Genomic DNA, 21,741 nt, shown 5'->3' with positions numbered 1-21,741 from the left:
GAGTTAAAATGCCATTATTAGACAGCTTTAAAGTTGACCATACTAAAATGCCAGCTCCTGCTGTGCGTTTAGCTAAAGTTATGAAAACACCTAAGGGTGATGATATTAGCGTGTTTGATTTGCGTTTTTGCATACCAAATAAAGACATTATGAGCGAAAAAGGTACTCATACCTTAGAACATTTATTTGCAGGATTTATGAGAGATCATCTTAATTCAAATTCAGTTGAAATTATTGATATTTCACCTATGGGTTGTCGCACGGGTTTTTATATGAGTTTAATTGGAACACCAGATGAAAAAAGTGTTGCAAAAGCTTGGGAAGAAGCTATGAAAGATGTTTTAAGCGTAAGCGATCAAAGCAAAATTCCTGAACTTAATATCTATCAATGCGGAACTTGCGCAATGCATTCTTTAGATGAAGCCAAACAAATTGCCCAAAAGGTTTTAAATCTAGGTATTAGCATAATGAATAACAAAGAATTAAAACTCGAGAATGCTTAAAAAGAATCTTTATTTTTTAAACGATTAAGCTTTAATTAATATATTTTTATATATGATTTTGAAATTTTATTATTTTAAAAGGAGAAAAAATGAAACTGATGTGCGAGATGTGTAGTATCTAGTGCGTCCTTTGGCTTAACATTATGTTTCCAAAGGTCCAAAAAGTGGATAAGGAGATATAATGTGTAAGAAAGTCAAAAAAGTTTATTTTTTCAAAATACTCATTTAAAATCTTAACTTACAAAAATTTCTCTAATAAAATTTAATTCAAAATATCTTCTTATCCTTAATTTTAATTTAAGGAGCAAAAATGAATTTACCTATACTTGATTTACAAGCTTATGAAAAAGATAAAAGCACTTTTCTTAAAAATTTAAGAGAAATTGCTTCTAAAATAGGTTTTTTTTATCTTATCAATACCAGTATAGATAAAAATTTAAACGAGAAATTATTCAAACTTGGCAAAGAATTTTTTAATCTTTCTAGAAGTTCGAAAGAGCTTATTTCTATGGTACATTCTCCTCAATTTAGAGGTTATACTAGCGAAGGTTTTGAATACACAGCAGGAACTAAGGATTATAGAGAACAACTGGATATAGGCACAGAAAGAGATGCTTTAAACTGGAATTTAAACTCACCCTTATGGCAAAGACTAGAAGGTCCTAATCTTTGGCCTAGTGAAATTCCAGAACTTAAAAAAACTTTCTTAACTTGGCACAAACAAACCAAAAAAGCTTGTTTAAAGCTTTTAAAAACCTTTGCTCAAGCTCTTGATCTACCTAGCAATGCTTTTGATAAACTTTATGGAGAAAATTCTTACGAACATTGTAAAATCATACATTATCCAAAAAGCTCAAAAAATATCACTCAAGGCGTAGGTTCACATAAAGATGGTGGGCTTATCACTTTTGTTTTTCAAGAAAAACAAAGTGGACTTGAAGCTTTTATAGATGGTAAATGGCTTAGTATACCCCCACTTGAAAATAGCGTTGTAGTTAATATAGGAGAATTTTTAGAACTAGCTACCAATGGCTATTTAAAAGCTACTATTCACCGCGTGAATTTAAGCCCAAAAGAACGCTTTAGCATAGCTTATTTTCTTGGGGTGCAACTTGATAAGGATATACCTATTTTTAAGTTAAATCCAGAGCTTGCCAAAGAAAGCAAAGGTGTGGATACTGATCCTAAAAATCCACTTTTAAGAAATGTTGCAAGTAATTATTTTAAAAGAATGATACGCTCTCATCCTGATGTAGCAAATATTTATCATAGTGACTTGATAGAAAAATTTAGTTTTGCATAAAGGAGAAAAAATGACTTTATTTACTAAAGCTTTTTGCGTCGCTACTCTTTTTACCGGTTTTGCATGGGCAAATGAAGAACTTAAAGTTGGCTCTTCTATAACACCTCATGCAGATATTTTAAGATTTATAAAATCAGCACTTCAAAAACAAGGTTATGATTTAAAAATTTATGAATTTAATGATGGGGTAATCCCTAATGTAATGGTTGAAAATGGTGAGTTAGATGCTAATTATTTTCAGCATGAACCTTATTTAAAAGAATTCAATCAAAGGCAAGGCACCCATCTTGTAAAAGTTGCCAGTATCCATATAGAACCTATGGCAGTGTATTCAAAAAAATATAAAGAATTTAACCCAGAGGAAGGACAAAGCATTTCTATACCCAATAATCCTACAAATGAAAGCCGTGCTTTACGCATTGTAGCAAGCAAAGGACTTATAGAAGTTAAGGATAATGAGCTCATCACTCCTTTAGATATCACTAAAAATCCTAAGAAGCTTAAATTTGTAGAGTTAAAAGACGCTCAACTTACAAGGAATTTAAATGATGTAGATTATTCTCTTATTAATAGCAATTTTGCTATTTTAGCAGGTTTAAACCCTATAAAAGATGGGCTTTATACAGAAAGTAAATATAGTGAATATGGCAATATCATCGCCGTTAAAGAAGGTAATGAAAACCTTCCTAAAATCAAAGCCCTAGTAAAGGCCTTGCAAAGCGATGAAGTTAAAAAATTTATAGAAGAAAAATATCAGGGTGCTTTAATCCCTACATTTTAAGGAGAACAAATATGAAAAATTCAATCATTTCTTATCCAAGAATAGGTGCAAATAGAGAATTAAAATTTGCTATTGAAAAATACTTTAAAAACCAAAGTTCAAAAGAGGAGCTTTTAAAGAGTGCTAAGGATTTAAGGATTAGACACTGGCAAGAAATTCAAAAAGCTGGCATTGATTTTATCCCTAGTAATGATTTTTCACTTTATGATAATGTCTTAGATGCAGCTGTGCTTTTTAACATTGTTCATACAAAGTATAAAAATTTAAATTTAGATGCTTTAGATGAATACTTTGCTCAAAGTCGAGGTTATCAAGGAGAAAATGGAGATGTTACAGCCTTAGCAATGAAAAAATGGTTCAATACAAATTATCATTATTTGGTGCCTGAGTGCGATAATGCTGATATTATAGCTTTAACAGGGGATAAAATTTTTAAAGAATATCTCGAAGCTAAAGAGCTTGGCATAGAAAGCAAGCCTGTTTTAATAGGCATTTTCACACTTTTTAAGCTCATTGCCTTTAAAGATGAAAAAACTCAAAAACTCGCCAAAGAAAAGCTTTTAAACGCTTACATAGAGCTTTTTGATAAACTAAATGAACTTAAAGTGACATGGCTTGAACTTGATGAGCCTTATTTGGTTTATGATTTAAGCAAGGAAGATATCGCTTTGTTTGAAGAATTTTACCAAGAACTTTTAAATCACAAAAAAGATCTTAAAATTTTACTTCAAAGCTATTTTGGAGACTTAAGAGATATTTATCCTAAACTTTTAGAAAGCAAATTTGATGCTTTGGGTCTTGATTTTATCGAAGGTAAACAAAGCTTAGCCTTAGTTCAAAAATACGGCTTTGCTAAAGATAAAATCCTTTTTGCAGGTCTTATTAATGGCAAAAATATCTATACTAATGATTATGCTAAAAGCCTAAAGCTTATTAAAGAGCTTCAAAAATATACACAAAATATCATCTTAAACACTTCTTGCTCACTTTTACATGTGCCTTATAGCACTGAATTTGAAAGCAAATTAGATTCAAACTATCTTAAACTTTTTTCCTTTGCCAAAGAAAAACTTCAAGAACTTAAAGATTTAAAAGAAATCTTAAATTCTAGCGAAGAAAATCCGCTCTTTAGAGCCAATCAAGAGCTTTTTAAAAATATCCCAGAGCGTTTAGATGAAAAAGTCAAAGCAAGGCTTAAGGCTTTAAAAAAAGAAGATTTTACCAGAACGCCTAGTTTTAAAGAACGCGCCTTAATCCAAAAAGAATTTTTAAAACTCCCTCTTTTACCAACCACAACCATAGGTTCCTTTCCTCAAAGTGCTGATGTAAGATCTAATCGCCTTGCCTTTAAGCAAGAAAAAATTTCAGCTCAAAACTACACTGAATTTAACCAACAAAAAATCAAAGAATGCATACAAATTCAAGAAGAAATAGGACTTGATGTTTTAGTGCATGGAGAATTTGAAAGAAATGATATGGTGGAGTATTTTGGAGAGAATCTAAAGGGCTTTTTATTTACTCAAAATGGTTGGGTGCAAAGCTATGGCACAAGGTGCGTTAAACCTCCTGTGATTTGGGGTGATGTATCGCGCATAAAGCCTATTACCTTAGCTTGGTCTAAATTTGCACAAAATTTAAGTCAAAAAATCGTAAAAGGCATGCTAACTGGGCCTGTAACTATACTTAATTGGTCCTTTCCAAGAGAAGACATTAGTCTAAAAGAAAGTACTGAGCAAATTGCCTTAGCTATAAGAGATGAAGTATTAGATCTTGAAAATGCAGGTATAAAAATCATACAAATTGATGAAGCGGCTTTGCGTGAAAAACTACCTTTAAGAAAAAGTGATTGGCATAGTGAGTATTTAGATTGGGCTATTCCTGCTTTTAATCTTGTGCATAGCGGGGTAAAAGCTAAAACTCAAATTCACACTCATATGTGTTATAGTGAATTTAGTGATATCTTAAAAGAAATTGACGCTATGGATGCTGATGTGATTTCTTTTGAAGCTTCAAGATCAAACTTAAGTCTTTTAGATACCCTAAAAGCTATTCATTTTAAAACTGAAGTAGGACCAGGAGTTTATGATATACATAGCCCTAGAGTTCCAAGCATAGAAGAGCTAAGCTTAACCATAGAAAAAATTTTAAACAAATTACCTAAGGAGCAAATTTGGATCAATCCAGACTGCGGACTTAAAACAAGGGCTTATGAAGAAGTTATAGCCTCTCTTAAAAATTTAGTTATGGCTACGCAAAAAATACGAGAACAATTATAAGGAGTTTTTATGTGTAATTTTTCTTTTGAAGTTTTTCCACCAAGAAAGGATGAAAATATCAAAAATCTTCATGCTATCTTAGATGATTTAGGGCAATTAAGCCCTAATTTTATCAGCGTAACCTTTGGAGCTGGAGGCTCTATTAACTCACAAAATACTTTAGAAGTTGCAAGCTTAATCCAGGAAGAATATCAAATTCCTAGCATAGTACATTTACCTTGCATCCATTCTAGTAAAGAAAAAATCACTCAGATACTTCAAAAATGCAAAGAAAAAAATCTTAATCAAATTCTTGCTCTAAGAGGCGATATATGTGAAAATTTAGAAAAAAGCAAAGATTTTTCTTATGCTAGTGATTTAATTTCTTTCATAAAAAAACAAGAATACTTTGAAATTTATGCCGCATGCTATCCTGAAAAACATAATGAATCTAAAAATTTCATCGAGGATATACACCATCTTAAAACTAAAGTAAATGCAGGAACAGACAAGCTCATTACTCAACTTTTTTACGATAATGAAGATTTTTATACTTTTAAACAAAATTGTGCTTTAGCAGGTATTGACATACCTATTTACGCAGGTATTATGCCTATTACTAACAAAAGACAGGTTTTAAAAATTTCTCAACTTTGCGGAGCTAAAATCCCTCCTAAATTTGTTAAAATTTTAGAAAAATATGAAAATAATGCTTTGGCTTTAGAAGATGCAGGTATCGCGTATGCTTGCGATCAAATTGTCGATTTAATCACAAGTGGTGTAGATGGAATTCATCTTTATACTATGAATAAATCCAAAGCGGCTATTAAAATTTATGAAGCTGTAAAGCATTTGCTTAAAGAAGAGCTTCATGTTTAGAAAATAAACTATTTTTTGCTTTTATCTTAACTTATTTTCATTTTTTAGCTTATGGTTTTCTATAAGTAAAACAAAAATTAAAGATAAAAGCAAACCTGGTATAATACCCAAGCAAAGATAGAAAAAAGAATTATATTTAAAAAAGAAGAAAAGTGCACCAAAAAGCATTAAAGCTAAAGATGCACCTTTGAAAAATTCTAAAATATAGATCAATGACCTTCCTCAACAACAGTTGCACCCGCTAAATATACATAAGTTAAAATCATAAAAATAAAAGCTTGTAAAAATGCCATAAAAGTTAAAAGCACATAAGCAGGAAGTGGAGCTATATAAGGAACTAAAGCTAAAATTACCATTAAAAATAAATCGTCGCCTTTAATATTTCCAAACAAACGGAAGGACAAAGAAACCACGCGAGAAAGATGAGAGACTATCTCTATAGGAAACATCAAAGGAGCTAAAAGTTTAATAGGTCCCATGAAATGAGCAAAATACTTTACAAAACCTTGTGCCCTAATACCCTCAAAATGATAATATACAAAAACTATAATAGCTAAGGACAAAGTCAAATTTAAACTTGCAGTTGGAGCGTGAAAACCAGGTATTATACCTATAATATTACTAAAAAACACTATAATCCCCAAAGTTGCAACCAAAGGAAGATATTTTCTTGCACCTTTTTCACTTCCCATGGTATCTCTACCCATAGATAAAACTCCCTCTAAAAAAGCCTCACCTAAATTTTGCATACCGCGTGGAACAAGTTGCATAGAACGAGTAGCCATCATAGCCACTATAACAGCAATTAAAGCTACCAAACCTATGTGAAAAAAATAAGAAAAAGTATGACTTGTATCAAGCAAAGAGCTAAATAAAAATAAATCTTTCATGGTTTCCTCAAAAATTTTATTCTAAACTCGGAATTCTAGCAAAATCTTACTTATATTTTAATGAAAATTTACATCCATTCTAAAACTTGTGAAAGTTCTTTAGCAACAAAACACTTAAGTCCTATATCTTCCAAAGGCTTAGAAGGAACAATAGCATTTTTAAATTTTTGCATTTTAGCTTCTTTTAAACGCGTATCAAGGCTAAAAACCTCTCTAATTTCTCCATTTAAACTAAGCTCTCCTATAAAAATACTATCTTTGCTCAAAGGGCGATTTTTAAAACTTGAAATAATCGCAGCAACCACAGCCAAATCCGCAGCAGTTTCACTTACTTTTACCCCACCGCTAATATTTACAAATACATCATAATGCCCTAAAGGAATTTCAAGCTTTCTTTCAAGCAAAGCCAAAAGCATATCTAAGCGATTTTTTTCATATCCTGTAGCGCTGCGTTTTGGATAAGAACTTTCACACACTAAAGCTTGAACTTCTAAAACCAAAGCACGAGATCCTTCCATCACAACCCCTAAAGCACTTCCTGAAATAGCCTTTCCACGAGTAAAAAAACGATTTGCTAAATCTTTTGCGCTAATCAAACCCTTAGCAGTCATCTCAAAAATACCTACTTCATTCGTTCCACCAAAACGATTTTTAAAGCCTCTTAAAAGTCTGATTTCTTTAGTGGCATCTCCTTCAAAATAAAGCACCACATCTACCATATGCTCAAGAACCCTAGGCCCTGCTATAGCACCTTCTTTAGTAATATGCCCTATGATAAAAGTACTGATATTATAAGCCTTGCTAACACGCATAAGTTCGAAAGTAATCTCACGCACCTGAGTGATGCTTCCTGCTGCTGAAGTGACTTTATTTGAATATAGAGTTTGTATAGAATCAATGATAAGAATACTATAATCCTTTTTATGTAATTCTTCTAAAATATTTTCAAGGCAAAGTTCAGTAAGTAAAAATAAATTCGGAGTATTAGCCTCAAGGCGATCAGCTCTTAATTTAATCTGAGCTTTACTTTCTTCGCCACTGACATAAAGCACTTTTTTACCCTGTTTGGCTAAATTTGAAGCAATTTTTAACAAAAGCGTAGATTTTCCCACACCTGGACTTCCGCCTATAAGCACTAAAGAACCTTCAACAAGCCCTCCTCCTAAAACCAAATCAAGCTCATTATCATCTGTGCTATATCTTGTAAAATGTTCTAATTCCACATCTTCAATACAAACAGCTTCACTTGTTTTCATACTAACTTGCGCAAGCTCTTTTAAAACTTTAATTTGCTCAGCTTTTAATTCTACAAAACTATCCCAAGCTCCACAATCAGGACATTTTCCAAGCCATTTGCTTTGTTGATTTCCACAAGCTTGACATTCAAAAAGTGCTTTATTTTTTGCCATTATTCAAAAATAGGATCTAATAAAGTATCTAAATAAGCACTTGCATTAAATTCTTGCAAATCCGTCATTTGCTCACCCACGCCTACATAAAAAATAGGAAGCTCAAGCTCTCTTGCTATACTAAAAAGTGCACCCCCTTTAGCTGTCCCATCAAGCTTTGTGATAATCACACCATCAAGTTTTACAAGCTCATTAAAAGCTTTAGCTTGTAAAATTCCAGCATTTCCCTGTGTTCCATCTAAAACTAAAATTTTTCTATGGGGTGCACCTTCTAAAGCTTTGTTTGAAATTCTCACAATTTTTTCAAGCTCATGGGCTAAATTTTTTTGATTTTGCAAACGCCCTGCTGTATCGATAATAACTCTATCAAAATCCTTTGCTTTTGCTTTAGAAATGGTATCAAAAGCAACCGCTGAAGGATCATGCCCTTGTGCAGTTAAAACTATATCTACATCCACTTTTTGCGCCCAAAGTTTTAATTGTTCAATCGCACCTGCTCTAAAAGTATCACACGCTCCTAAAATCACTTTTTGATTTTGGTTTTTATATAAATAAGCAAGTTTGGCAATACTTGTTGTTTTTCCTGCTCCATTTACTCCTAAAATAAGCTCTACAAAAGGTTTTTCTTGATTGGTTTCTTTTTTTTCATAAAGAAAATAAGAACCCATAACACGCTTTAAATCTTCTTTTTTTACTTCATTTTGAGGTGGTAAATAATAAATTATCTCTTCAACTATTTCATAACTTACATCTGCTTCAAGCAAAATTTCTTCAAGCAAATCTTTGGTTATCTTTTTATTCTCTCCTTTAATCCCAACAATATTTTCAAGAGTTTTTGCAAGTCCTTTTTTAAAAAAATTAAACATTAAAGTATAGCCTTTTGTATATCGATTTCTAGCATTTCTTCAGGAATAAGCCCTAAATACTGATTAATCAATTTAGAATGCTTATTGTAAAGAAACATGGTAGGAATTCCATTTATCCCACCTAAAGCTTTAGCTAAAAGATAGTTATTTTCACCATTAGCGACTTTATAAGATATTTTATGCTGTTCTATAAATTTTTGAATCTCATCGTTAGATTTATCTTCTAACAAAACCCCAACTATATTAAAATCATTATTATACTTTTCTTGTAATTTATTAAGATGAGGGATTTCAGCAATGCAAGGGGTACACCAAGTGGTAAAAAATACAAACAAAGTTGCCTTACCTTCATCGTTGAAATTTAAAACGACATTTTCTTTTTTAACTGAAATTGATCCTCCATCAATCAAATTAAGTTTAAAATTCATATCATCACTTTGATTTATACTTGCCTCGGTGCTTAAATTTACATCATTTTGCTGTTTTTCTTTATCATTGCTACAAGCAACAAACAAACAAGATATTGCCACTAGTACAAGTATTTTTTTAATCTTCATTATTTATCAATCCTTTATTCTTCTTTATAAAAATGCTAAAATTATAACATACATAAGATAATATTTTTTTAAAGGCATATTAATGGAAAAAACAGATTTTAGAGCATTGCAAAAAATACGCCTTTTCAAACATTCAAAACTAAATTTCAAACAAGATTATAAAATATTTAAAGAATGTCTTAAAATAATAAAACTATTTAAAGCTAAAAATATTTTAATTTTTATTCCTTTGCATTATGAACCAAACTTAATAAAATTTCGCCATATTCTTAATAAAAATTACAAACTTTTTGTTCCATTTATGCAAGATAAAAGTTTAAAAATTGTAAAATTAAGATTGCCTTTTATTAAAAAAAGGTTTGGGGTTTTAGAGCCTATAGATTCTTTTTTTAAAGCAAAAATTGATTTAGCTATTGTGCCTGTAATTGGCGTCGATAAAAATTTAAAAAGAATAGGACATGGGCAAGGTTTTTATGATAGATTTTTTGAAAATTTAAATTACAAACCTCATATAATATTTGTCCAAAGTATAGATGCTTTAAGTCAAAATAATCTAACACAAAAGCATGATATTTCAGGAAAATTATACATAAACCCTTATAAAAAATATTACAAGAAAGAAAGAAAAAATGATAGAATCACTTATCGCACTTATAGCCGCTATAGTCGGACTCGGTATAGGATATTTAGTTGCAAAAAAAATCAATGATGCCAAATATGAAATTTTCGTAGAACAAGCCAAAGCTAAAGCCAAAGCTATAGAATACGAAGCGGAGCTTATTTTAAAAGATGCAAAAAATTCAATTCTTAATGCAGAATTAGAAGTTAAAAAAAAATACGAAGAAAAAACTCACAAAATTCAAAAAGATTTTAATCAAAAATTTGATGATCTTTCTAAAAAAGAACAAAAACTTCAGCAAGAAGAAGAAAAACTACAAGAAGATAAAGAATACCTTTGCAAGTCACAAAAACACATTCAAAACTTACAATCTGATGTTGATAAATTAAAAAATAAATATCAAGAAAAACTTGACGATGTTTTAAAAATTTTAGAACATTCGACAGGACTTACACAAAATGAAGCCAAAGAAATCATTCTTAAAAAAGTAGAAGAAAATTCTCGCGAGCAAATTGCACATATAGTAAGAAAATATGAAGAAGAAGCAAAAAATGAAGCTAAAAGAAAAGCTAATTTCATCATTGCTCAAGCTACTTCTCGTTTTGCAGGTGAATTTGCAGCTGAAAGACTTATCAATGTTATTAACATTAAAAACGATGAACTTAAAGGACGTATCATTGGTAAAGAAGGGCGCAATGTTAAAACCTTGGAAATGGTTTTAGGTGTTGATATTATCATCGATGATACACCAGGTGCTATTATAGTAAGTTGTTTTAATCTTTATCGCCGTGCTATTGCTACAAAAGTTATAGAACTTTTAGTTGAAGATGGCAGAATTCAACCCGCGCGCATAGAAGAAATTCACGAAAAAGTGTGTAAAGAATTTGATAGTGCCATTCTAGAAGAAGGCGAAACCATAGTTATGGATCTAGGTTTAAATAAAATACACCCTGAAATTGTAAAACTCATAGGAAAACTCAAATACCGAGCAAGCTATGGACAAAACGCTTTAGCACATTCTTTGGAAGTGGCTCACCTTGCAGGAATCATTGCTGCTGAGTGTGGTGGAGATGAGAATTTAGCACGTCGTGCGGGAATTTTACATGATATAGGAAAAGCATTAACCCATGATTTTGAAGGATCTCATGTGGATTTAGGTGCAGAACTTTGCAAACGCTACAAAGAGCATCCTGTAGTAATCAATGCTATTTACGCACATCATGGACACGAAGAAGCTACAAGCATAGAATCAGCAGCTGTTTGTGCAGCAGATACTTTAAGTGCTGCACGACCTGGAGCTAGAAGAGAAGTGTTAGAAGCTTTCTTAAAAAGAGTCAGTGAGCTAGAAGATATCGCTAAAAGTAAAGAAGGAATTAAAAATGCCTATGCAATCAATGCCGGAAGAGAAATTCGCGTCATAGCCAATGCTCAGCTTGTTAATGATGATGAAAGTGTACTTTTAGCTAAGGAAATAGCAGCTGAAATTCAAGAAAAAATGCAATATCCTGGTGAAATTAAAGTCAATGTTATACGTGAACTTAGAGCTGTAGAATACGCTAAATAAGGTTTATTATGCAAGATATGATTGATACTTTAATAAAATATGGTTATATTGTTTTATTCTTTTACTCTTTAGGGGGCGGGATGGTTGGAATTTTAGCCGCAGGAGTTTTAAGTTCTCAAGGAAAAATGGATCTTAGTTTTTGCATTGCTCTTGCTTTTATTGCTAATACCATAGGTTCAACTTTGCTTTTTATACTTGGAAAATATTATAAAAAAGACATTATGCCTTATTTTAAAAAACACCGACGCAAGATAGCCCTTGCTATGATAAAAACAAAACAACATGGAATTATTTTACTTGTAACTCAAAAATTTATTTATGGTTTAAAAACTTTCATTCCCATAGCTGCAGGTATGGCAAAATATAATTTTATTAAATTTTTTATTATCAATACTCTAGCTAGTTTGGCATGGGCTATTGTTCTAGGTTTTGCTGCTTATACTTTTGGGTATGTTATTGAAGCAATTTTTGATAAACTGAGTTTATATCCTTATGCTGCTCCTTTATTTTTATTATTTTTAGCCGGAATAATTTGGCTTTATTTAAGTAAATTTTCTAAAAAATAATGTCTCTATGGAATTCTTTTTCTTACTCTTTTAAAGAATTTCATTATTTATTTTTCTCTGTTGTTGTTATTTTTATTTTTAATATCCTTTTAGAATATAATAATTTTTTAAACTTTAAAAACCAAAAACATTACCTTATAGACAACGCTCTATTAACGCACCAATATATAAAATATAATAAAAAAAATAAAAAATACTGGGTTTTAAAGTTACAAACTGAAAACTTCACTTTTTATACTACAAGTTTTAAGGATTTAAATTTAAGCAAGAATCAATTTTTAAGCCTTAGAATTATCACCCATAATATTAACTTTAAAAACTATCTGAGTAAAAGTTTTTACGCACCTTCTTATGATTTTGAAAAATTAAAAGAAAAAGAATACAATCCCATTATATCTTACTTCTTAAATCAACATACAAATGAAAAGATTAAAGAATTTTATGGTGCTTTATTTTTTGCACTGCCCATATCTTTAGAGCTTAGAAACGATGTAAATTACTACGGTATAGCACACCTTATAGCAATTAGCGGTTATCACATAGGCTTACTTTTTAGTTTAATTTTCTTTATTTTAGCTCCAATTTATAGTTTTTTCCAAAAAAGATATTTTCCTTATAGAAATTTACGTTTAGATTTAAGTATTTTAATTTTTGCACTACTTTTAGCTTATGCTTGTTTAATAGGATTTGTCCCTTCTTTTGTGCGCTCCTTGATTATGGCTTTTTGGGTTTTTTATCTATTGTGTAAAAATATAAAAATCATTAATTTCGTTACGCTTTTTTGTAGTATTTTATTGTGCATTTCTCTTTACCCTAGACTTTTATTTAGTATTGGATTTTTATTTTCTATTTTAGGTGTTTTTTATATTTTTTTATATATGCATCATTTTGCAAATAAATTTAATAATCTTATAAATATTATTTTGCTTAATATTTGGACTTTTTTTGCTATGGTTTTACCTGTGCTTTATTTTTTTCCACTTATAAGCTACCAACAAATTTTAGGTATTATTTTGAGTGGAATTTTTGTAATATTTTATCCTTTAGTATTATTTTTGCATCTTATAAACTATGGAGATTTGCTCAATTTTATCTTAGATGAATTTTTTAAATTTAAAATTTATGGAACTAATATCCATATCCCATTTTGGATTTTTATAAGTTATCTTATTGCTTCTTTAATCTCTGTGCGATTTAAATATCTAGCTTTTCTTTGTATTTTTGCGAATTTTATTCCCTTCATTATGATTGTGATTTAGAAAATAATAGAGTTTAAGCCCAAAAAGATAAATAATCCAAGAAATATAAATCCAAATAAAAAAGAATAAAATAGTAGAAAAAGATCCATAAACGCTAGCGTATGTTTTATTATATACCACGTAATATACAAATAAATTTTTTCCTATATACCAAATAGTACCCGCTCCAAAAGATACTAAAGCTAAACTTTTAAGAGTTCCCTTATGAACAGAACTTGAATAAGATATAAAAAATAAACCCCAAATAATTACAAAGGGTAAAATTTCAAAAAAATTAAACCCTATTTTATAATCATCTAAAGTTTGTTGGATAAAACCTGAAATATAAAAACTAAGCCCAAGCCCCAAAGGAACAAGAGTTAAAAGAGTCCAATAAGAACTAATACTTTGCCAAAGTCCTTTAGGTTCATTTTTAGTAATGCGATTGATTACAAAATCATAGCCTGAAAAAAAAGCTAAAGAAGTAAATGCCATAGCAATAAGACCTACAATACCCAAATTTACACTATTTTTTAAAAAAGTATCGATGTAGGTAGCAACAACATCTTGTTGCGTTGGTATTAAAAAAGCAAAAATTACTTGCTTTGCTTTTTCATAATAAGCTTTAAAACTGGAAATTTGCGTAAAAACAGAAAAACATACAAATAAAATAGGTATTAAAGATAATACAGTATAAAAACTAAGCGCTGCTGCATAATTTAAAATTTCCTTATCACGCAAATTTAGTAAAATAGTAAAAAAATTTTTCACCTTCTAAAGTCCCATTTTAAAAGGATTTAGTATATTATTTGGATCAAAAGCTTTTTTAATATTTCTCATTAAATTCATTTCGGCTTCAGAAAAAGCTAAATTCATAAAAGGTGCCTTAGAGAGTCCGATACCATGCTCTCCGCTTAAAGTTCCTCCAAGTTTCACTGTTAATTTAAAAATCTCTTCCACAGCTTCATAGCCTTTTTTCACCTGCTCTTTATCATTTTTATCAGGAACCATAACATTAGTATGCACATTTCCATCCCCTGTATGTCCAAAACAAGGAATTTTAAAACCATATTTTTTAGAAATCTCATCTATACCTTCAAGCAAAGTAGGTAGTTTAGAACGCGGAACTGTAATATCTTCATTAAGTTTTAAAGTTCCATACATGGCAATGCTTTGAGAACAATTTCTTCTAGCAAACCAAATATCTGCGGTTTCTTGTTCATCTTTTGCTATTTTAAATTCGCTAGCGCCAGCTTCTAAAAAATAATATTCTAAATTTCTTAAATCCTCATCAATAGCCTCTTTAACATTACCATCCACATCAGCAATCAAAATAGCTCCAGCTTCTATAGGCAAACCTTTATTAAATTTGCTCTCAACCGCTCTAATGCTAAGATTGTCTAAAAATTCCATAGATACAGGACTTACACCGCTAGCAAGACTTTTGTAAACCGCATTCATAGCACTTTTTACACTTGGAAAAATAGCAAAAGCAGTTTTTTTAAATTTAGGCAAAGGTATTAATTTTAAAGTAAGCTCACTTAAAACTGCCAAAGAACCTTCACTAGCGATTAAAATTCCTGCCAAATTATAACCTGCTACATCTTTAATAGTGCGTTTCCCTGCACGAATGATTTCTCCGCTAGGCAAAACAGCCCTTAAAGCCATCACATAATCTTTTGTAATGCCATATTTTGCAGCTCTCATTCCCCCAGCATTTTCGCTTACATTACCCCCTAAGCTTGAATACTCCATGCTAGCAGGGTCAGGTGGGTAAAAAAGTCCATATTTAGCCACTTCTTTTTGTAAATGTATATTAATAACCCCAGGTTGCACAACAGCCACTAAATTTTCAAGATCAATTTCTAAAATTTTATTCATATGCTTTTCAAAAGCAAGCACCACCCCGCCATTAACAGCTAAAGCTCCTCCTGTAAAACCAGATCCTGAGCCTCGAGGTATGACTATGATATTATTTTCATTGCAAAATTTTAAAATTTGAGCAATATCTTCTTCATTTCTTGGAAAAAGAACCCCATCGGGTAAATAATGTTTTTTTGTCGCATCATAGCTATAAGCTCTTTTGTGAATTTCATCAAAATAAGCGTTTTCTTCTCCTAAAAATCGTTTAAAATATTGTTCAAATTCTTTTTTCATGTTTATTGCACCTTAGGAAGATTAATCAAAGCATCATAATATCTATAATAATTTCCTATTTCTTGAGAGTTAAAATCAAAAAAATTACTTTTATATCCACCTATACGAGAATAAAAAGGAACCTGAACGCTAATTGGTTTGCTTATAGGCACTTCATAAAGCTTATTAAAATCTTGACAATCCACAACTTCTGCTTGATTTTCCAAAGCTACAACCAAAATACCAACCGCATTATCATCACAAAATTGCCTAAGATCTGAACGCTTAGGAGAAAGAGTAGCCGTTCTAATTAATTGTGCTCCAAAAATATCAATATGGGTAAAATATATCTGCGGAAATTCTCTAACAAGTTCATTATAAGTTTGTTCATCAGGAGCAATTACCAATCCTCTATCATAAAGAAAATTTAAAACAACCTCATCACCTACTTTAGGTAAAACATTTGGTAAAGGCAAAGCATCTTGCTTAAGAGCTGAAAAAACACTAAATTCTAATTTTGCCAAACCATTTTTTTTATCTATAACACTTGCTCTAGCGATGATACTTTGCGAATTGCTAAAATGTTGCACTACTACGCCACTTGAATAAAGTTTTATATCATCACTATCTTTAATATAACCATAAATATCATCAACTTTTACAAGTTCACTTTTTATAGGTTTTAAATCAAATCCAACCGCAAAGAGGCTAAGGTTTAAAGCTAAAAAACACACTATAGTTTTAAACAAATTTGCTCCTTAAATAAAAATTTATAGAATTATAATCCTTTTTTGTTAAGCAATTGTAAGAAAAATAAAGTAAAATATAGCTTTCAAATTTCAAAATTCTTTTAAAAATTAAGGTTATCTCATGAAAAAATTATTGCTTTTATTTATTTTTGTTGTTCAAAGTTTTGCAGCTTTAAGTGTTGAAGAGCTAACTTGGGATAATGGAGATACCTTGCTTAAATTCTTACAAAGAAATTCCATACCTATGTCGCTTTATTATGGACTTGATAGAGAAGATCAAGAACTTGCTTCTGATATAGCCTATAAAATAAAATATCAAGTTTTAAAAGATGAAAACAACAACATAGAACAAGTTTTAATTCCAATTAGTGATGATTTACAAATTCATATCTATAAAGATAAAGATAGACAATACACTCTTGCTTTTACTCCTGTATCTTATCAAAAAGAAGATAGAATTTTACATTTAACCATTAAAAGCTCTGCTTATCAAGATGTCTATGAAGAAAGTGGTAGCAGTACTTTAGCTCGTGCTATGGTTCGTGCTTTTCGAGGAAGTATAAATTTTCGCAATATCCAAAAAGGTGATGAAGTAACCCTATATTATGAACAAAAAAGACGCATGGGTAAACTTTGGGGTGATATAAATATAAAAATGGCAATGGTAGAAATCAATAAAAGCGCTAGAGAAGTCTTTTCTTATAATGATATATTCTATGATCGTGATGGCAAAGAATTAGAATCTTTTTTACTTACAAAACCTGTGAATTACACTAGAATTTCTTCTCCTTTTACAACAGCAAGATATCATCCTATATTAAAACGCTATCGTGCCCATCTTGGTATAGACTATGCTGCACCTACTGGAACTCCTGTGAAAAGTGCTGGCAAAGGAGTAGTAACCTTTATAGGCACAAAAGGTGGTTATGGAAATGTAATTCAAATCAAGCATGACTCAGGTTATATGACTTTATATGCTCATCTTAGTCGTTTTGCAAAAATTAAAAACGGACAAAAGGTAAATCAAGGACAAGTAATTGCATATGTTGGTTCAACAGGTATGAGCACAGGGCCTCATTTGCATTTTGGAGTATATTTAAATAATAAAGCTATAAATCCTGCATCTGTTGTAAAAATCGCCAAATCAGAACTTAGTGGAAAAGCAAAAGAGAATTTTAAACATATCATAGCTGGATACGAGCAGATTGTTAAAGAAGCCCTAGCCTCGAATCAACCTAATCCCCCAAAAGAAGAAGATTTTGAAAACTATATAGAATTTTAATTACTCAACAACGCTTTATCTTTTGCATTGATTAAAGAATTTAGAAGAGTTGCAAGCTCTTCTTTTTCTTTTTCACTAATTTCACAAAAATCTGCATCAATTAATTGTTTCACCAAAGCTTCATTTAACAAATCCCCATCGCCAAATTCTCTAGCTTTTTGAATGATTTTTAACACTCTTAAATCTTTTCTTTCATACATTTTAATCCTTTAAATAAACCACGCTCACAAAACGCTTAGGCGTTTTATCGCGACGATAAGAAAAAAAACTCTCATCATCAAAACTACAAATTCCACAATCTTTAATATTTTCAATGCCTAAATTTTGAGCTTGAAATTTTACCAAGGCTTTTAAATCAAGTTTATTATCTTGAACAAATTCTTTAAATTCTTTTTTAGCAAATTCTAAAATTTCTCCATCTATTTCATAATTTTTAGCACAAATTCCAGGTAAAATAAAAAGATGAAATTTATTCTTATCTAAATGTGAATTTTGCATAGTAATTTGATCAACGCATTCTTTTAGGATATTTTCAAAGCTTCCTTTTCTACCTGAATGCAAAGCTGCTATAATGCCACTTTCATGATATAAGATCAAAGGCAGACAATCCGCACTTAAGACACAAAGAGCAGTATTTTTTTCTTTACTTATAAGTCCATCACAACTGAGATTTTTTAAATTTTCATCATAAATGATAACTTTATGAGAGTGAATTTGATCCATAAAAACACATTTTTCAATATCTTTAAAACCTAAATGAGAAAATAAATTCTCATTATGAATTTTAGCCCTAAAAACATTATAATCCTTATCAAAAGCACAAAAAATACCGACTTTATCATTTTCTAATAAAGATAAGAAATTCTTTCCACTTCTTCCCATGATAATCCTTTGTTTTTACCTTGCAATTGTGCATAAATATAACGAGCAAGCAAATCGCTTTCTATATTTATTTTTCTACCTACTTGATAGTCCTTAAAAAGCGTTTCTTTAAAAGTAATAGGAATAATAGTAAGCCTAATACCATTTTTTAAAATTTCATTGATAGTAAGGCTTACCCCATCAACAGCTATACTTCCTTTTTCTGCCATAAATTTCATAGCTTCTTTAGGTAAAGTTATATGAAAATCCACTCCATTTTCATCCTTTTGAATCTTTTCAAGTATACCAATAAAATCAATATGCCCTTGCATAAGATGTCCATCGATTCTATCGCCATATCTTAAAGCAGGTTCTATATGAACTTTATCTTTTAAATTCTCTATAGCTATATGAGTGCGACTTTCGCGAGAAAGTTCCACTTCAAAACCTCCCTCATAAAGTTTTGTCACACTCAAACAAGCTCCATTTACAGCTATACTATCGCCAAGATTTGGACGATGCTTAGCTGTTAAACTTAAAGTATTGTTTTGATAAGATTGAACTTTGGCAATTTCTCTTATGAGTCCATTAAACATTTTTTACCTTAGAAAATCTTATTTAATAATTTATTTACCGCTTTATCCACTTTATTGCCTGTATTTTTAGCACCATCACTCACGCCGCCACCTACTACATTTTTAATAGAATTTAAAACACTTCCTGCATTTAAATTTACTTTAGGATTTTCTGTAGTTCCTGTAATACTTCCTTTAAAATTAGCTCTATCGAGTTTAATATCAAAAGGCAAATTTAAAGCTCCACTTTTAGAATTTAAAGCTCCTGATTGTACTAAAATATAAGAACGATCTGCTTGCATATTAAGATCAAGCTTGATATTTTCTTTTTTAATCAAAGCTTTAGCATTAGCAGTACGATAAACATCATCTGTAATATCTTTTAATGTTAAAATTTTTAAAGCATTGGTAATAAGATTTGGTTTTAATTTACCCTCTTTCATATCCAAATTAACCTCGCCTTCTTCGCTTAAAAGATTGTAATTTGCCTTCATGTCCGCCTTACCTTGATAAATATCCATAAAATCCAAACCCTGAGCTAGACTACTTAAATCCACTCCGTTTAAATCAGCAAGCAAAAGGTTATCTTTAAATGTGCTTTGAAGTTTTCCTTCAAATAAATTTGGACTATTTACAACAAAATTTAAACTCTTATCAAAACCTACCTTTCCATTAAATTCTGCCTTACCTTTAAGTTTTCTATCTAACAAAAAGCCTAGTTTTGAAAAATCATTTATCTTTAAATTAAAATCCGAATTTAAAAGCATCTTACTTATATCAAAACTTCCTTGTAGTTTTGTAAGATCAGCTAAAGATGAATTTAAAACAGAATCAAATTGAGCGATATTGTTTTTAAAATTAATTTTGGTATTTAAATCATAACTTGTATTGTTTGGAAAATTTTTATTTAAAATTTTACTTAAAGTTGCAGCATTTAAAATGCCTTTAGCCTCTAAATTTGCTTTACCATTAAGGTTGTTAAAATCGATATTATCTAAATTAACTTTTGCATTAACAACCCCACTGGCATAATTTGGCATACCTGCTATAACAAAAAGTTTAGATAAATCAAGTTTATCAATGTTCAAATCAAGTTTTTTACCATTTGAATCAGCTTTGATTACGCCATCTGCCAAATTTGCATTTGCATTTAAATTTTGTATTTGAGTACCTATAATATGAGCTTTTGCATTAAGATCTGCCTTACCTTGTAATTTTTGTCCCGCTATAGCACTAAACTGAGACAAATCATCAATAAAAGCATTTAAATCTGTATTTAACTCACTATTTTTTAAATTATAAGTTCCTTGAAGTTTTTTGATATTAAGTAAATTTGAAGCAAGTAAAGCATTGTAAGAAATATTACTATTTTTTGCATTTGCTTTAGCATCAAGACTAAAAATTGTATTTGGAAGTTCTATTTTAGCAATTTTTTTAAGCTCATTGGTGTTAATCTTTGCATTGTTTATTTTTGCCTCAAGATCGAAATTAGAAAAATCCAAATCCGCATTTAAAAGTTTAGCATTTAAATTTCCAGAAACTAAGGCTCCATATCCTGCAAGAGCTAATAATTTTTCCAAACTTGCTTCATTAATATCTGCAAAAATTTTATTATGTTTCAAACTTGCCTTTACCTCTCCACCAAGTCCGATAACTTGAGCATTTAAACTTGATAAGGCATTATTTACAACACTTGTTTCGCCTATCACGCCCAAACTACCATTTAATCTAGTTTTTGTAAGTTTTTCAAGCTTTGCAAGAGAAGGAATATTTAAATTAAAATCAGTACTTAAAATATTCTTACTCATATCATAAAGAGTTTTTTGGGTTTGTAAGTTAAGATAATCATTGTAAATTTTACTTACAGCATAAATCTTATCTTCTTTAACATTGGCTAAAATTTCTGCTTTAGGATTAGAATTTAAAGGCAAGTCTAAAGAAAAATCTTTTTTTATCGCCTCGTAGTTTATATAGCTTGTATCAAGTTTTATGATAATATTTCCATCAGGTTTTAAATTCTGTGCTGAAATTTTTGCCTGAGCATTTAAAAAACCTTTAGCATAACTAGGATAAGATAAAAGATGAAGTATTTCTTCTATCTTAAGATTTTTTGCATCTAAATTTAAAGCGATAGGGCTGTAATTATACATTCTCACATTTAAAAGTACATTTGAACCTAGTAAGTAACCCCTTCCATCTAAAGTAAAATCACTTGCCTTGCCTTGAATTTTACCGCCAAAAGAAAGGTTTTGATTTAAATTTAAACCTAAATTTTTAGCATAATTTTGCTTTAAAGAAATAAGATAGTCAAGATCAAATCCAAGCTTAAAAGGACTCAAAGCTCCCTGAAGATTAAAATCTGCCATATTTGCGACATTTGCTTGCAATTCAAGGCTTGAAAAACGTAAATTAAAATGCGTGATATTTACATCTAATCCCGCACTTTCTTTGATCTTTTTTTGCGCTATATTTGCCACTATATTATTACCAAAACTTGTGAAAAGTATGGTATAAATAGCAATCAAAAGCACAACAACAAAAGCTATAACTCCATAAAAAATCTTTTTCATTTTTATCCTTTAGTTTATTTTATAAAATAACTTTAGTCTATAAAACTAAACTTTTATAAATATTTTAATTTAAAGTATTGACAAAATTCATTTTTTATAGTATGATATTATCACTCTAAATAAAAGAGTGCTAAAATC

At 30.2% G+C, this 21,741-nt stretch carries 22 protein-coding genes; 10 read left to right on the top strand and 12 right to left on the bottom strand.

From position 1 onward, the window contains the following. Positions 1-8 precede the first annotated feature (8 nt). The 5 genes from luxS to metF all read left to right on the top strand — a co-directional run bounded on the left by luxS (position 9) and on the right by metF (position 5,721). Positions 9-503 (top strand): S-ribosylhomocysteine lyase, encoded by a 495-nt coding sequence (luxS, locus tag AJ889_RS06165; RefSeq protein WP_002860433.1) that lies wholly within the window; start codon positions 9-11, stop codon positions 501-503. Positions 504-813: 310 nt separating this feature from the next. After that, positions 814-1,806, top strand: a complete 993-nt coding sequence (locus AJ889_RS06160; RefSeq protein WP_032585035.1) for an isopenicillin N synthase family oxygenase — start codon at positions 814-816, stop codon at positions 1,804-1,806. A gap of 10 nt (positions 1,807-1,816) precedes the next feature. Further along, positions 1,817-2,587, top strand: coding sequence for a MetQ/NlpA family ABC transporter substrate-binding protein (locus tag AJ889_RS06155; RefSeq protein ID WP_070293308.1), 771 nt, complete (start codon positions 1,817-1,819; stop codon positions 2,585-2,587). 11 nt (positions 2,588-2,598) lie between these two features. Next, positions 2,599-4,863, top strand: coding sequence for a 5-methyltetrahydropteroyltriglutamate--homocysteine S-methyltransferase (gene metE, locus AJ889_RS06150; protein WP_002934719.1), 2,265 nt, complete (start codon positions 2,599-2,601; stop codon positions 4,861-4,863). 9 nt (positions 4,864-4,872) lie between these two features. Then, positions 4,873-5,721, top strand: a complete 849-nt coding sequence (metF, locus tag AJ889_RS06145) for a methylenetetrahydrofolate reductase [NAD(P)H] (RefSeq protein ID WP_002856017.1) — start codon at positions 4,873-4,875, stop codon at positions 5,719-5,721. 21 nt (positions 5,722-5,742) lie between these two features. On the opposite strand, the gene AJ889_RS06140 is transcribed toward metF, so the two are convergent. The 5 genes from AJ889_RS06140 to AJ889_RS06120 all read right to left on the bottom strand — a co-directional run bounded on the left by AJ889_RS06140 (position 5,743) and on the right by AJ889_RS06120 (position 9,443). Then, positions 5,743-5,934, bottom strand: a complete 192-nt coding sequence (locus AJ889_RS06140) for a membrane protein (protein ID WP_002852856.1) — start codon at positions 5,932-5,934, stop codon at positions 5,743-5,745. Further along, positions 5,931-6,611 (bottom strand): F0F1 ATP synthase subunit A, encoded by a 681-nt coding sequence (locus tag AJ889_RS06135; protein ID WP_002908551.1) that lies wholly within the window; start codon positions 6,609-6,611, stop codon positions 5,931-5,933. The genes AJ889_RS06140 and AJ889_RS06135 overlap by 4 nt, the downstream gene beginning before the upstream one ends. Before the next feature lie 68 nt (positions 6,612-6,679). After that, the gene (gene radA / locus AJ889_RS06130; protein WP_002859284.1) at positions 6,680-8,020 is read right to left on the bottom strand and encodes a DNA repair protein RadA; all 1,341 of its coding nucleotides are present in this window, start codon (positions 8,018-8,020) and stop codon (positions 6,680-6,682) included. Then, positions 8,020-8,886 (bottom strand): signal recognition particle-docking protein FtsY, encoded by an 867-nt coding sequence (gene ftsY, locus AJ889_RS06125; protein ID WP_002852840.1) that lies wholly within the window; start codon positions 8,884-8,886, stop codon positions 8,020-8,022. The genes radA and ftsY overlap by 1 nt, the downstream gene beginning before the upstream one ends. Then, a complete protein-coding gene (locus tag AJ889_RS06120; RefSeq protein ID WP_002934721.1) occupies positions 8,886-9,443 on the bottom strand; it encodes a TlpA disulfide reductase family protein in 558 nt (185 codons plus the stop codon). The genes ftsY and AJ889_RS06120 overlap by 1 nt, the downstream gene beginning before the upstream one ends. A gap of 82 nt (positions 9,444-9,525) precedes the next feature. Here AJ889_RS06120 and AJ889_RS06115 point away from each other — a divergent pair, with 82 nt between their 5' ends. From AJ889_RS06115 to AJ889_RS06100, 4 genes are read left to right on the top strand one after another with little or no spacing between them, the layout of a single operon-like run. Next, complete coding sequence (locus AJ889_RS06115; RefSeq protein WP_002860439.1) at positions 9,526-10,152, top strand: 5-formyltetrahydrofolate cyclo-ligase; 627 nt, start codon at positions 9,526-9,528, stop codon at positions 10,150-10,152. Next, positions 10,073-11,626: a ribonuclease Y gene (rny, locus tag AJ889_RS06110; RefSeq protein ID WP_002860440.1), complete on the top strand. Its 1,554-nt coding sequence runs from the start codon at positions 10,073-10,075 to the stop codon at positions 11,624-11,626. Before AJ889_RS06115 ends, rny begins: the two co-directional genes overlap by 80 nt. Positions 11,627-11,634: 8 nt before the next feature. Then, complete coding sequence (locus AJ889_RS06105) at positions 11,635-12,192, top strand: DedA family protein (RefSeq protein WP_002852823.1); 558 nt, start codon at positions 11,635-11,637, stop codon at positions 12,190-12,192. Next, positions 12,192-13,451: a ComEC/Rec2 family competence protein gene (locus AJ889_RS06100; RefSeq protein ID WP_002934723.1), complete on the top strand. Its 1,260-nt coding sequence runs from the start codon at positions 12,192-12,194 to the stop codon at positions 13,449-13,451. Before AJ889_RS06105 ends, AJ889_RS06100 begins: the two co-directional genes overlap by 1 nt. On the opposite strand, the gene AJ889_RS06095 is transcribed toward AJ889_RS06100, so the two are convergent. From AJ889_RS06095 to AJ889_RS06085, 3 genes are read right to left on the bottom strand one after another with little or no spacing between them, the layout of a single operon-like run. After that, entirely contained in the window at positions 13,395-14,201 is an 807-nt protein-coding gene (locus AJ889_RS06095) for a YihY/virulence factor BrkB family protein (RefSeq protein WP_002852725.1), read from the bottom strand. The two genes, AJ889_RS06100 and AJ889_RS06095, sit on opposite strands and share 57 nt — an antisense overlap. Positions 14,202-14,204: 3 nt before the next feature. Then, positions 14,205-15,587 carry an FAD-linked oxidase C-terminal domain-containing protein gene (locus AJ889_RS06090; RefSeq protein WP_002855885.1) on the bottom strand — a complete coding sequence of 461 codons (1,383 nt, stop codon included), beginning with the start codon at positions 15,585-15,587 and terminating at the stop codon, positions 14,205-14,207. Positions 15,588-15,589: 2 nt separating this feature from the next. Next, entirely contained in the window at positions 15,590-16,315 is a 726-nt protein-coding gene (locus AJ889_RS06085) for a plasminogen-binding N-terminal domain-containing protein (protein WP_002860442.1), read from the bottom strand. Between the two features lie 121 nt (positions 16,316-16,436). On the opposite strand from AJ889_RS06085, the gene AJ889_RS06080 reads away from it, so the two are divergent. Then, entirely contained in the window at positions 16,437-17,597 is a 1,161-nt protein-coding gene (locus tag AJ889_RS06080) for a M23 family metallopeptidase (protein WP_002860443.1), read from the top strand. On the opposite strand, the gene AJ889_RS06075 is transcribed toward AJ889_RS06080, so the two are convergent. Genes AJ889_RS06075 through AJ889_RS06060 form a run of 4 tightly spaced genes read right to left on the bottom strand, consistent with a single transcriptional unit; the run spans position 17,594 to position 21,603 of the window. Further along, positions 17,594-17,797 carry a hypothetical protein gene (locus AJ889_RS06075; RefSeq protein WP_002859287.1) on the bottom strand — a complete coding sequence of 68 codons (204 nt, stop codon included), beginning with the start codon at positions 17,795-17,797 and terminating at the stop codon, positions 17,594-17,596. The two genes, AJ889_RS06080 and AJ889_RS06075, sit on opposite strands and share 4 nt — an antisense overlap. 1 nt (position 17,798) lies before the next feature. Then, complete coding sequence (locus AJ889_RS06070; RefSeq protein ID WP_002859288.1) at positions 17,799-18,479, bottom strand: polyphenol oxidase family protein; 681 nt, start codon at positions 18,477-18,479, stop codon at positions 17,799-17,801. After that, the gene (locus AJ889_RS06065; protein ID WP_002859289.1) at positions 18,443-19,054 is read right to left on the bottom strand and encodes a riboflavin synthase; all 612 of its coding nucleotides are present in this window, start codon (positions 19,052-19,054) and stop codon (positions 18,443-18,445) included. Before AJ889_RS06065 ends, AJ889_RS06070 begins: the two co-directional genes overlap by 37 nt. Positions 19,055-19,062: 8 nt before the next feature. Further along, entirely contained in the window at positions 19,063-21,603 is a 2,541-nt protein-coding gene (locus AJ889_RS06060) for a hypothetical protein (protein WP_070293306.1), read from the bottom strand. Between the last annotated feature and the right edge of the window lie 138 nt (positions 21,604-21,741).

Source organism: Campylobacter sp. BCW_6468, from assembly GCF_001762865.1.
Taxonomy (GTDB): Bacteria; Campylobacterota; Campylobacteria; order Campylobacterales; family Campylobacteraceae; genus Campylobacter_D; species Campylobacter_D jejuni.
The sequence above is the reverse complement of the archived record's forward strand: the minus strand, read 5'-3'. Positions and strand labels throughout refer to the sequence as shown.